Annotated in this window: 13 protein-coding genes; 10 read left to right on the top strand and 3 right to left on the bottom strand. The window is 53.0% G+C overall.

Annotation, left to right across the window (positions count from 1 at the left end; all coding sequences use genetic code 11):
* Positions 1-65: 65 nt before the first annotated feature.
* Positions 66-692, bottom strand: a complete 627-nt coding sequence (locus OGV83_RS08540; RefSeq protein ID WP_012135582.1) for a lysoplasmalogenase — start codon at positions 690-692, stop codon at positions 66-68.
* 141 nt (positions 693-833) lie between these two features.
* Here OGV83_RS08540 and OGV83_RS08535 point away from each other — a divergent pair, with 141 nt between their 5' ends.
* From OGV83_RS08535 to OGV83_RS08520, 4 genes are all read left to right on the top strand, one after another.
* Entirely contained in the window at positions 834-1,193 is a 360-nt protein-coding gene (locus OGV83_RS08535; RefSeq protein WP_058668229.1) for a DUF2500 domain-containing protein, read from the top strand.
* 236 nt (positions 1,194-1,429) lie between these two features.
* On the top strand, positions 1,430-1,909 hold the full coding sequence (locus OGV83_RS08530) for an Hcp family type VI secretion system effector (protein WP_058668228.1): 480 nt from the start codon (positions 1,430-1,432) through the stop codon (positions 1,907-1,909).
* Between the two features lie 9 nt (positions 1,910-1,918).
* Positions 1,919-2,797, top strand: a complete 879-nt coding sequence (locus tag OGV83_RS08525; RefSeq protein ID WP_058668227.1) for a hypothetical protein — start codon at positions 1,919-1,921, stop codon at positions 2,795-2,797.
* Entirely contained in the window at positions 2,781-3,308 is a 528-nt protein-coding gene (locus OGV83_RS08520) for a DUF1240 domain-containing protein (protein WP_248622796.1), read from the top strand. The genes OGV83_RS08525 and OGV83_RS08520 overlap by 17 nt, the downstream gene beginning before the upstream one ends.
* 47 nt (positions 3,309-3,355) lie before the next feature.
* Here the strand turns inward: OGV83_RS08520 and OGV83_RS08515 are convergent, their stop codons facing one another.
* On the bottom strand, positions 3,356-3,631 hold the full coding sequence (locus tag OGV83_RS08515; protein ID WP_049011343.1) for a DUF1145 family protein: 276 nt from the start codon (positions 3,629-3,631) through the stop codon (positions 3,356-3,358).
* The gene (rsmD, locus tag OGV83_RS08510) at positions 3,621-4,217 is read right to left on the bottom strand and encodes a 16S rRNA (guanine(966)-N(2))-methyltransferase (RefSeq protein WP_112001438.1); all 597 of its coding nucleotides are present in this window, start codon (positions 4,215-4,217) and stop codon (positions 3,621-3,623) included. The genes OGV83_RS08515 and rsmD overlap by 11 nt, the downstream gene beginning before the upstream one ends.
* Positions 4,218-4,353: 136 nt before the next feature.
* On the opposite strand from rsmD, the gene ftsY reads away from it, so the two are divergent.
* From ftsY to livJ, 6 genes are all read left to right on the top strand, one after another.
* Positions 4,354-5,856: a signal recognition particle-docking protein FtsY gene (ftsY, locus tag OGV83_RS08505; RefSeq protein WP_286463430.1), complete on the top strand. Its 1,503-nt coding sequence runs from the start codon at positions 4,354-4,356 to the stop codon at positions 5,854-5,856.
* A 2-nt stretch (positions 5,857-5,858) separates the two neighbouring features.
* Positions 5,859-6,527, top strand: a complete 669-nt coding sequence (gene ftsE / locus OGV83_RS08500) for a cell division ATP-binding protein FtsE (protein WP_012135575.1) — start codon at positions 5,859-5,861, stop codon at positions 6,525-6,527.
* Positions 6,520-7,578 carry a permease-like cell division protein FtsX gene (ftsX, locus tag OGV83_RS08495; protein ID WP_115615313.1) on the top strand — a complete coding sequence of 353 codons (1,059 nt, stop codon included), beginning with the start codon at positions 6,520-6,522 and terminating at the stop codon, positions 7,576-7,578. The genes ftsE and ftsX overlap by 8 nt, the downstream gene beginning before the upstream one ends.
* Positions 7,579-7,836: 258 nt before the next feature.
* A complete protein-coding gene (gene rpoH, locus OGV83_RS08490) occupies positions 7,837-8,691 on the top strand; it encodes an RNA polymerase sigma factor RpoH (RefSeq protein ID WP_012135571.1) in 855 nt (284 codons plus the stop codon).
* Positions 8,692-8,915: 224 nt separating this feature from the next.
* Positions 8,916-10,181, top strand: coding sequence for a 4-aminobutyrate--2-oxoglutarate transaminase (locus tag OGV83_RS08485; RefSeq protein ID WP_286463427.1), 1,266 nt, complete (start codon positions 8,916-8,918; stop codon positions 10,179-10,181).
* Between the two features lie 206 nt (positions 10,182-10,387).
* Entirely contained in the window at positions 10,388-11,491 is a 1,104-nt protein-coding gene (gene livJ, locus OGV83_RS08480; protein WP_024131030.1) for a branched chain amino acid ABC transporter substrate-binding protein LivJ, read from the top strand.
* The last annotated feature ends 99 nt before the right edge of the window (positions 11,492-11,590 follow it).

Raw genomic sequence — 11,590 nt, 5'->3', positions numbered from 1 at the left:
GTTGATGATAATTTTCTCATTAACCGGAGGATACACTCTGGAGTCGACTCCAGAGTCAAGCGTTATTAAAGATAAAGTGAGCGGACAATCAGGAAGTGCCCGGCAAAGTAGCAGGCGGCGGAAATAGCGTTATCCGCGCGGAAGCGGCAGCGGTAATGGCTGCCCAGCCAGACGATGTTGCCGAGGAATAACAACGATGCGCCCATAAAAGCAGAGAGCGCCGGGGCGGTCGGGCGGAAGAACCACAGTTCACCGGCCAGCCAGACCATCATGAGCGTCATGGCGATAAAGGTGCATATCGGCCAGCGCAGCTCTTCCAGACGCGTCCAGATCACCGCAATCAGCAACCCGCCCAACACCAGCAGCACTAACGGCAATGGCCAGAAGAACGACAGCGTCATCTGGCTGGCGAAATAGAGGGTGTACAGCAGGTGCGACAGGAAGAATGCGCCAATGGCGTACAGCAGACGTTGGCGCGGCAACAGCGTCAACGCATCGCCCAGCAACGAGGCGCACAGGCCCGCCAGCACAAGGTAGCTGATCGCGTCGAACATCGGCGCTTGCCAGGCGAGTAAAAGAAGGAGAATCAGGGTGAGAGGTTTAAAGACCCAGCGCTGCCACGCTGGCCCACGATAGGATGCGTCCACAAATAGCCATGCGGAAAGACAGACAGCGATAAACGACCAAAGCATCTTAGTTCCTTGAATTCGTTATTTTTTCGCGAGCGGTATGCTCACGGCCCTGTTGTCCAGTGTAGAGGTCGGCGCAGGCAGATGACAACACCATAACGGGCAGGGTATGCTTATTTCCGCATTTTCTGATGGGTTAAAATGATGAGTAAACCACCACTTTTTTTCATTGTTATCATTGGCTTGATTGTTATCGCCGCGTCGTTTCGCTTTGTTTCGCAGCGGCGAGAAAAAGCCGATAACGATGCTGCGCCATTGCAGCAAAAGCAGGTAGTGGTGAGCAATAAGCGCGAAAAGCCGATCAACGAGCGGCGCTCGCGTCAGCAGCAGGTGACGCCAGCGGGCACCAGTATGCGCTATGAGGTTAGCTTTAAACCGCAACGCGGCGGGCTTGAGCAGACGTTCCGGCTTGATGCCCAACAGTACCATGCGTTAACGGTCGGGGATAAAGGCACGCTGAACTACAAAGGTTCGCGGTTTGAGGGCTTTAAGCCTGAGCAATAACGCCGATCGGCACTGTGTTTATAGCGCCAGTGCCGACAATAAATTCAACTGAAATATATAATGCCTTTCAAATATGGCTGCTATTTATTTTTCTGTGGTAATACCTTTGGTGTTATATTTTTGTGTGACTAAAATATCGGTCATATCACTATTCTGCTATCCACTTTTCACTATCCTGCTATTGCAACGTTATCGCAGATATATATGAATATAATTTAAAAAGCTAAGGAATTTATATGGCGAATACAATGTGGTTGGCCTTGAATGGGCAGGCGCAGGGGTTGATTTCTGCTGGATGTGCCTCGGTAAATTCGATAGGAAATAAATCACAACCCGCCCATCGTGATCAGATAATGGTAATGACAGTTAATCATGGCATGAGCCGGGTACAAAATGTGAACCATCAATGTTTGACATTTATTAAGCCGGTAGATAAATCCTCGCCGTTATTAGGGAAAGCCATAACTGACAATGAAACATTGAACTGTGAATTTAGCTTCTACCGAACTAATAGGGCGGGTTTAAACGAGTGTTATTACACGCTAAAACTTATCAATGCCAGAATATCCAGCATCCATCTGCAAGTACCTCATACCATTGATGACTGCGCGGGTCAGCCAGAAGAAGTCATTGAGCTGTCGTATGAGTCTATTGCCTGGGAACACCTTATTGCTGGGACCAGCGCATACAGTATCTGGGATGAACGAATTTATTAAGGAGTAATGATGGAAAGGTATTATGACTGGATAGGGAATCACCGTGAAGATATTCTTAGAGGAAATAACTGGCAACGTAATCAGCGTGTCGAGAATGAAATCAGAACGCTAAAAAATAACCTGAACAACAATCCTCAACACATCATGCTGCTGACGCCTGAGGAGGCTCAGGGCGTAATTGACGATTTGCTGGGCAGTAAACCCGTCAGTTTTTCGACGAATTATGCCGGTAACATTAAAGATACGGTTTCTGCTACTAAAAACCTGTCAAAGCTTTTTTCTTATCAGCAGGCCGGGAAGATTGTCTTCACCTTAAAAGGCCTTGGGATTAAAGCAACGCAGTATGCTTATCAGGGAAAGCTGTATGTGAAGATTACAGGTTACCCTTCTTTGCGACGCATCCTTAATGGAACCCGTTACCGGATTAATCATCCTAAGGTACTTGAAGTGGGCATTGGCCGCGCTGGATTTCGAAATGGCATAATGTCAGGGGCCAGATTCTGCATCTGGTTTTCCGCATGCTGGCGGTTGATTGAGTTGATCTTTAAATCCGACCATGACGTCGCCGCACTGCTGGGGAACGTGACGATGGATGTGGCGAAGGTGATTGTGGGTCTTTTTGTCTCGCAATCAGCGGGTAATGCTCTTAGGTTAGCCGTACCGCTCTTGTTCTCTAGCGGGGCCGTTCCGGTTTGGGGAGAAATCGTCGTTGTCGTTGCATTAGGTTTTTTCATTGCCTGGACTTTGAATGAGGTGGACACAAAATATAAGTTATCAGACAAACTTATAGCGTGTATTCGTCAGGGATTTAAAGAACGGCAAAGAATTGAAGAGTGGAACGCCCAACGCCTGGGGTACAGAAGCTCCCTTTATGGCGGAATTTATTGATATGAATGTTAATATTAATCTGGAGAATCTTAAGAAAAGGTGCAGCCTGTTTCTTTGTATGTTCTTTTTTGGGGGAATGACCTGGGGTTTTTATATTGCCAGCGTACCGGATCTCACCGATCTGGTTGAATCAAGAAGCATCGTCTATTTTTTCTGGGGTTCATTTTGCATGTTATTCATGGTTCCGGTGATGGGTTGCCTTGCTTTAGGTATTGCTTACCTGGCCTTTGCAAAAAGCATGCAGCCGCCCAAATTCTTCGACAGGACATTTACCATTGTTTTCCACGTCGCGGGGGGAGGGTTTGTTGTTGGTAATATCCTCTCTTTTATTGTTATTTTTTATCCCCTCGGCACTAATTATGTCTTATGTGAGCGCTCAGGCCCGACGTCTGGCACCTATTACACCCGGACCGAAGAGATTTGCGAGCAGGTGAAATATCTGCTCAAAACAAAATACAGCGATATTGAAAAACTGAACGACACACTGGACGGCAAACCAAAGCAGCAATAGCGTTTTTGGCCCGGCTCGCCACGCGCCGCCGGGCCAAAAGATCACGGTTACTTCTTCAACTGATCTTTAATCTTCTTCTGCCACACCAGCAGCTCAAACACGCCGAACAGGAAAATACGGATTTTCTCGCCGGTGGTCATCTGCGGGCCGTCTTTAGGCATGGTGCTTTTTAACAGCGCCAGCTGCATACCGTGCATCAGCACCATAAAGACCAGCGCGACGTTGACGAAAATATTCAGCGGGCGTGGAAAGGGTTGGAAAATATTCAGTAGTAAAAATGCCCAGACGCACAGCATCAGCAGACGTCCCAGATTAATCAGCATCGCTTTCTCCTTGTGCTTCCCGTTGATACAGGCGGTATGCGACCTGTCCGGCCACTTTTTCACGATACAACGACCAGTTTGCCGGGACGGGCGGCAGACCGTTTTCGACTTCGCTTTCGACGTAAATATACGCGTCATCAGCCAGCCAGCCGTACGTTTCCAGCAGGCTTAACGTCTCTTCCAGCAGCCCTTTGCGAAACGGGGGATCGACAAACACCACGTTGTGCGGCGTACCGGTCTGCGCCAGAAAGGCCAGCGTATTGGCGTTGACCACGCGGGCGTTGCCTGCCTTTAGCGTAGCAAGATTCTTTTGTAACTGCTGTGACACGGCGCGATCCATCTCCAGCAACGTCGCGCCCGCCGCATAGCGGGAAAGCGCTTCCAGCCCCAGCGCGCCGCTTCCGGCGAAACAATCCAGACAGTGGGCGTCTACCATGACCGGTGCCAGCCAGTTAAACAGCGTCTCGCGAACCCGGTCGGTTGTCGGGCGCAGCCCTGGGCTGTCGGGAACCGGAAGTTTACGGCCCCGCCACTGTCCGCCAATAATGCGGATTTGACCGCTGCCAGAGTGATTCGGTTTTTTCATTTCTATTGCTCAATCCGCTGCTGACGTGTCATTCCAGGCGGTGATGTGAATTAAGTTAAGTGGTAGACTATTTCATCATTTTTTTAGCTTCCATGTATATAGCGCCAGATATTAACCGCGAGGAGTACAGTCGCAGATGGCAAAACAGAAAAAACGTGGCTTCTTTTCCTGGCTGGGCTTTGGTGAAAAAGAGCAGGAACAGGAACAAAAAACCGAAGAACAACAGCGTGTTGAAGAACCGTTAGCGCCAGAGACGCCGGTTGAGACGGCGGCAGACGCCGACGCGGAAACGCACGCCCACGGCAAGGCGGAGACCGACGCTTTCGCCGAAGCCGTGGTGAACGTCACCGAACAGGTTCAGGAAAGCGAAAAACCGCAGCCGGTTGAGCCAGAGCCTGTCGTAGAGCCTGTTGTTGACCCCGTGGTTGAAGAAGACATCGTTGAGCCGCAGGCGGTGGTGGAACATGAAGAACTGCCGCTGCCGGAAGAGGTGAACGTCGAAGAGACGTCGCCTGAAGAGTGGCAGGCCGAAGCGGAAACGGTAGAGATCGTGGAGGCGGTAGAAGAAGAGGCGCAAAACGAACCGCAACTGACCGACGAAGAACGGGAAGCGCAGGCGCTGGTGGTGGAAGCGGCGGAAGACGCGGTGGTTGTCGTGCCGGCGGCAGAAGAAGAGACGCCGGTTGAGGAGGTGATTCAGGAGCAAGAGAAGCCGACAAAAGAAGGTTTCTTTGCGCGCCTGAAACGTAGTCTTCTGAAAACAAAAGAAAATCTCGGTTCAGGATTTATCAGTCTGTTCCGTGGTAAGAAAATCGACGATGATCTGTTTGAAGAACTGGAAGAGCAGTTGCTGATTGCCGATGTGGGCGTGGAAACCACCCGCAAGATCATCGCTAACCTGACAGAGGGCGCCAGCCGCAAACAGCTGCATGACGCCGAAGCGCTGTATGGCCTGCTGAAAGACGAGATGGGCGATATCCTCGCAAAAGTTGACGAACCGCTTAATATTGAAGGCAAAACGCCATTTGTTATTCTGATGGTTGGCGTTAACGGCGTGGGGAAAACCACCACGATCGGTAAGCTGGCGCGTCAGTTCGAGCAGCAGGGCAAATCCGTGATGCTGGCGGCGGGGGATACCTTCCGTGCGGCGGCGGTAGAGCAGTTGCAGGTCTGGGGCCAGCGTAACAACATTCCGGTTATCGCCCAGCATACCGGCGCGGATTCCGCTTCCGTTATCTTTGACGCCATCCAGGCGGCGAAAGCGCGTAATGTGGATGTGCTGATTGCCGATACCGCAGGTCGCTTGCAGAACAAAGCGCACCTGATGGAAGAACTGAAAAAAATCGTTCGCGTGATGAAGAAACTCGACGAAGATGCGCCGCATGAAGTGATGCTGACCATCGACGCCAGCACCGGGCAGAATGCGATAAGCCAGGCCAAACTGTTCCATGAAGCGGTTGGCCTGACCGGTATCACCCTGACCAAGCTGGATGGCACGGCGAAGGGTGGGGTTATCTTCTCGGTTGCCGATCAGTTTGGCATTCCTATTCGCTATATTGGTGTGGGCGAACGTATCGAGGATTTACGTCCGTTTAAGGCGGACGATTTTATAGAGGCACTTTTTGCCCGAGAGGATTAACAATGATTCGCTTTGAACATGTCAGCAAGGCCTATCTCGGTGGGAGACAAGCGCTGCAAGGAGTCACATTCCACATGCAGCCAGGCGAGATGGCGTTTCTGACCGGCCACTCAGGCGCGGGGAAAAGTACCCTGCTGAAGCTTATCTGTGGGATTGAACGGCCGAGCGCCGGGAAAATCTTCTTCAGCGGGCATGACATTACGCGCCTGAAAAACCGTGAAGTGCCGTTTCTGCGTCGTCAGATCGGAATGATTTTCCAGGATCACCACCTGCTGATGGATCGTACGGTCTATGACAACGTGGCGATCCCGTTGATTATCGCTGGCGCCAGCGGGGACGACATCCGTCGTCGTGTGTCGGCGGCGCTGGATAAAGTCGGGCTGCTGGACAAAGCGAGGAATTTTCCCATTCAACTCTCTGGCGGTGAGCAGCAGCGCGTGGGGATCGCCCGTGCGGTGGTGAACAAGCCTGCGGTGCTGCTGGCGGATGAACCGACCGGGAACCTGGATGATGCCTTATCGGAAGGGATTTTACGTCTGTTTGAAGAGTTTAACCGCGTTGGGGTGACGGTATTGATGGCGACGCACGACATCGGGCTTATCTCCCGTCGTTCGTACCGTATGCTCACCCTGAGCGAAGGTCATTTGCATGGAGGCCTGGTCAGTGAATAAGCGTGACGCTATCAACCAAATCAGGCAGTTTGGCGGCAGACTGGACCGTTTTCGTAAATCTGGCGGTTCGTCCGGCGACGGCGGCCGCAATGCGCCGAGACGCGCAAAATCCTCGCCAAAGCCGAACTCGCGTAAAACCAACGTCTTTAACGAGCAGGTGCGCTATGCGTTCCAGGGCGCGTTACAGGATCTGAAAAGCAAGCCGCTGGCGACGTTTCTGACGGTGATGGTGATTGCCATCTCTCTGACGCTGCCAAGCGTTTGCTACATGGTCTATAAGAACGTCAACCAGGCGGCGACGCAGTACTATCCGTCTCCGCAGATCACCGTTTATCTGCAAAAGACGCTGGATGACGACGCGGCCGCCGGGGTGGTCGCACAGCTCCAGGCCGAGCAGGGGGTGGAGAAGGTTAACTATCTCTCCCGCGACGATGCATTGGGCGAGTTCCGCAACTGGTCCGGCTTTGGCGGCGCGCTGGACATGCTGGAAGAGAATCCGCTTCCGGCAGTGGCGGTGGTGATCCCGAAACTGGATTTCCAGGGAACGGAGTCGCTGAATACGCTACGCGATCGCATCTCGCAGATTAACGGCATTGATGAAGTGCGTATGGATGATAGCTGGTTTGCCCGTCTGGCGGCGCTGACCGGGCTGGTAGGGCGCGTTTCCGCGATGATCGGCGTGCTGATGGTGGCGGCGGTGTTCCTCGTCATCGGCAACAGCGTGCGTCTGAGCATTTTCGCCCGCCGCGACACCATCAACGTGCAGAAACTGATTGGCGCGACGGATGGATTTATCCTGCGACCGTTCCTGTACGGCGGCGCGCTGCTCGGTTTTTCAGGGGCATTTCTTTCACTGATTTTGTCAGAAATTTTGGTGATGCGCTTGTCGTCAGCGGTGACGGAAGTGGCGCAGGTTTTCGGCACGAAGTTTGATATCAATGGTTTATCGTTCGATGAGTGCCTGTTGCTGCTGCTGGTGTGCTCGATGATCGGCTGGGTTGCGGCGTGGCTTGCCACTGTGCAACATTTACGTCACTTTACTCCCGATTAATAAAAGCGTGGTATACTCTTTCCCTGCAATGAGTTCCCGTTCGCAGGGAAAGAGCTTCAAAACATCTCATCCCCCTGCCCACAGTGTTTTTTCATAGCGGTGTCACATTTTGTGCGTAATTTATTCACAACGTTGCATTGAACTTGTGGATAAAATCACTGTCTGATAAAAGAGTGAGTGCTATTCTCGTTGCTCATAAACGCTGGCACGTTTGTTGCTCATTTGCAGTGCCAGACGATATAAATTGAGAGGATTTGAATGACCAAAGAAATGCAAAATTTAGCTTTAGCCCCTGTTGGTAACCTGGAATCTTACATCCGGGCTGCAAACGCGTGGCCGATGTTATCGGCCGACGAAGAACGGGCACTGGCTGAAAAGCTGCATTACCAGGGCGATCTGGAAGCAGCTAAGACGCTGATTCTGTCTCACCTGCGCTTTGTTGTTCATGTTGCTCGTAACTATGCGGGCTATGGCCTGCCGCAGGCGGATCTGATTCAGGAAGGTAACATCGGCCTGATGAAAGCCGTGCGCCGTTTTAACCCGGAAGTGGGTGTGCGCCTGGTTTCTTTCGCCGTGCACTGGATCAAAGCGGAGATCCACGAATACGTATTGCGTAACTGGCGTATCGTTAAAGTCGCAACCACTAAAGCACAGCGTAAGCTGTTCTTTAACCTGCGTAAAACCAAGCAGCGTCTGGGCTGGTTTAATCAGGATGAAGTGGAAATGGTGGCGCGCGAACTGGGCGTAACCAGCAAAGACGTTCGCGAGATGGAATCCCGTATGGCGGCGCAGGACATGACGTTTGACATGTCTTCGGACGACGAGTCTGACAGTCAGCCGATGGCGCCAGTGCTGTATTTGCAGGATAAAACCTCTAACTTTGCCGACGGCATTGAAGAGGATAACTGGGAAGATCAGGCGGCAAACAAACTGACCCACGCAATGGAAGGTCTGGACGAGCGTAGCCAGGACATCATTCGCGCCCGTTGGCTGGACGAAGACAATAAGTCCACGCTACAGGAACTGGCCGACCGCTATGGCGTTTCTGCTGAACGTGTACGTCAGCTTGAAAAGAACGCGATGAAGAAACTGCGCGCCGCTATCGAAGCGTAATTTCCGCGAAGTGCCCGAAAAACCCTGGATGAGAATCCGGGGTTTTTTGTTTTCCAGGCCGGATAAGGCACCGCCGCCATCCGGCAAACAGGCAAACATAAATGCCCGATGGCGCTTCGCTTATCGGGCTATGGGGATAACGCTTTTTTTCTCCCCCGCTCTGGCGAATTCTTCCCCCCTGGCAAACACTTACCGATGGGTTGTGCGCATCTTAGGGGGAGAAGGTGAAAAATAACGAACTGAATGAAAGACGGTTGCAGGCGACGCCGCGCGGCATCGGGGTGATGTGCGGTTTCTATGCCGACAGAGCGGAAAACGCCACGCTGTGGGATATTGAAGGCAATGAGGTGATTGATTTCGCCGCCGGAATTGCCGTGTTGAACACCGGGCACCGTCATCCAAAAGTCATCGCGGCAATTGAAAAACAGCTCCAGTCATTTACCCATACCGCGTATCAAATCGTGCCTTATGAAAGCTACGTTACGCTTGCCGAGCGTATTAACGAGCGCGTGCCGGTCAACGGCCCGGCGAAAACGGCTTTCTTCTCCACCGGCGCGGAGGCGGTCGAAAACGCGGTGAAAATTGCGCGCGCCTGTACCCGACGACCGGGGCTGATTACCTTTGGCGGCGCGTTTCACGGGCGAACCTTTATGACGATGGCGCTCACCGGTAAGGTCGCGCCCTACAAAACTGGCTTTGGGCCGTTCCCGGGATCGGTCTATCACGCGCAATATCCGAATCCTTTGCATGGCGTTACCACGGCGGATGCGCTGAACAGTCTCGAACGGATTTTTAAAGCCGATATTGCGCCGGACCAGGTGGCGGCCATTATCCTGGAACCGGTGCAGGGGGAAGGGGGCTTTAACGTCGCGCCAACGGATTTCATGCAGGCGCTGCGTACGTTATGCGATACCCACGGCATCTTGCTGATCGCCGATGAAGTGCAGACCGGTTTTGCCCGTACAGGCAAACTGTTTGCGATGGAGCACCACGGCGTTCAGCCGGATCTCATCACGATGGCCAAAAGTCTGGCTGGCGGTATGCCGCTGTCGGCGGTATCCGGTCGCGCCGAGGTGATGGATGCGCCTGCTCCGGGCGGTCTTGGCGGCACCTACGCCGGAAACCCGCTGGCGGTGGCCGCCGCGCATGCGGTGCTTGATGTGATTGAAGAAGACGATCTCTGCACTCGCGCCACGCAGCTTGGTCAGCATCTGGTTGAGGTGTTGAACAAAGCGAAAGCCGCCTGCCCGTCCATTGCCGAGATCCGCGCGCAGGGCTCGATGGTGGCGGTAGAGTTTACCGATCCGCAAACCGGTCAGCCGTCCCCGGAATTTACCCGGCAGGTGCAGGATCGCGCGTTGCAGGAGGGTCTGCTGCTACTCAGCTGCGGTGTTTACGGCAACGTGATCCGCTTCCTCTATCCGCTGACGATCCCCGATGCGCAGTTCCGTAAAGCGCTGGAGATCATTACGCGTTCGCTGACACGATAAACCGACGCCGCCCGTTGCGGCGGCGTCCCGTTTTGTCATCAACTTGTTATCTGACTGTCAAATTAGCTATTCCAAAATCATAAAAATCGGGTATGTTTTAGCAGAGTATGCTGCTAAAGCACGGGTAGCTTACCATTAATTGAAATAAAGTGCTGAACAACAACATCACAACATACGTAATAACCACAATAATGGGGATTCTCAGGATGAATATGAAGGGTAAAGCGTTATTGGCAGGATGTATCGCCCTGTCTTTGAGCAATATGGCGTTTGCTAAGGATATCAAAGTGGCCGTTGTCGGCGCGATGTCCGGCCCGGTAGCGCAGTACGGCGATCAGGAATTTACCGGCGCGGAGCAGGCGATTGCCGATATCAACGCGAAAGGCGGCATCAAGGGCGATAAGCTGGTTGCCGTGAAATATGATGATGCCTGCGACCCGAAACAAGCGGTAGCCGTAGCCAACAAAGTGGTCAACGACGGCATTAAATATGTTATCGGCCATCTGTGCTCCTCATCCACGCAGCCTGCGTCTGATATCTATGAAGACGAAGGCATTCTGATGATTACTCCGGCTGCGACCGCACCGGAACTGACCGCACGCGGTTATCAGCTGATCCTGCGCACCACCGGTCTGGACTCCGATCAGGGGCCGACGGCGGCGAAATATATTCTGGAAAGCGTGAAGCCGCAGCGCATCGCCATTATTCACGATAAGCAGCAGTACGGTGAAGGCCTGGCGCGCGCGGTGCAGGATGGCCTGAAAAAAGGCAACGCCAACGTGGTGTTCTTCGACGGGATTACCGCCGGCGAGAAAGATTTCTCCACCCTGGTGGCGCGCCTGAAGAAAGAGAACATCGACTTTGTGTATTACGGCGGCTACCACCCTGAGATGGGGCAGATCCTGCGCCAGGCTCGCGCTGCTGGCCTGAAAACGAAGTTTATGGGGCCGGAAGGGGTAGCGAACGTGTCGCTGTCTAACATTGCCGGTGAGTCTGCCGAGGGGATGCTGGTCACCAAGCCGAAGAACTACGATCAGGTTCCGGCGAACAAACCGATTGTAGATGCTATCAAAGCGAAGAAACAGGACCCAAGCGGCGCGTTTGTGTGGACCACTTACGCGGCGTTGCAGTCATTGCAAGCGGGTCTGAATCAGTCCGACGATCCGGCTGAAATCGCCAAATACCTGAAAGCGAATACCGTGGAAACCGTTATGGGGCCGTTGTCCTGGGATGAGAAGGGCGATCTGAAAGGCTTTGAGTTTGGCGTCTTTACCTGGCATGCCGACGGTACGGCAACCGACGCCAGGTAATTGAGTGCCGGGTGGCGGCTTCGTCTTACCCGGCCCGCATGCCTGGAAAATTGCGTGAGAGTTGCAAAACACGTAGGCCGGATAAGCGTTAGCGCCATC

It is taken from the genome of Citrobacter sp. CK189 (genome assembly GCF_030333505.1).
Taxonomy (GTDB): Bacteria; Pseudomonadota; Gammaproteobacteria; order Enterobacterales; family Enterobacteriaceae; genus Citrobacter_B; species Citrobacter_B koseri.
Note: the sequence above shows the minus strand (reverse complement) of the source record. Positions and strands in the feature narration are given on the sequence as shown.

Coding starts and splice junctions, on each gene's coding strand:
- OGV83_RS08540 (WP_012135582.1), bottom strand. CDS start 692: ATGCTTTGGTCGTTTATCGCTGTCTGTCTTTCCGCATGGCTATTTGTG.
- OGV83_RS08535 (WP_058668229.1), top strand. CDS start 834: ATGAGTAAACCACCACTTTTTTTCATTGTTATCATTGGCTTGATTGTT.
- OGV83_RS08530 (WP_058668228.1), top strand. CDS start 1,430: ATGGCGAATACAATGTGGTTGGCCTTGAATGGGCAGGCGCAGGGGTTG.
- OGV83_RS08525 (WP_058668227.1), top strand. CDS start 1,919: ATGGAAAGGTATTATGACTGGATAGGGAATCACCGTGAAGATATTCTT.
- OGV83_RS08520 (WP_248622796.1), top strand. CDS start 2,781: ATGGCGGAATTTATTGATATGAATGTTAATATTAATCTGGAGAATCTT.
- OGV83_RS08515 (WP_049011343.1), bottom strand. CDS start 3,631: ATGCTGATTAATCTGGGACGTCTGCTGATGCTGTGCGTCTGGGCATTT.
- rsmD (WP_112001438.1), bottom strand. CDS start 4,217: ATGAAAAAACCGAATCACTCTGGCAGCGGTCAAATCCGCATTATTGGC.
- ftsY (WP_286463430.1), top strand. CDS start 4,354: ATGGCAAAACAGAAAAAACGTGGCTTCTTTTCCTGGCTGGGCTTTGGT.
- ftsE (WP_012135575.1), top strand. CDS start 5,859: ATGATTCGCTTTGAACATGTCAGCAAGGCCTATCTCGGTGGGAGACAA.
- rpoH (WP_012135571.1), top strand. CDS start 7,837: ATGACCAAAGAAATGCAAAATTTAGCTTTAGCCCCTGTTGGTAACCTG.
- livJ (WP_024131030.1), top strand. CDS start 10,388: ATGAATATGAAGGGTAAAGCGTTATTGGCAGGATGTATCGCCCTGTCT.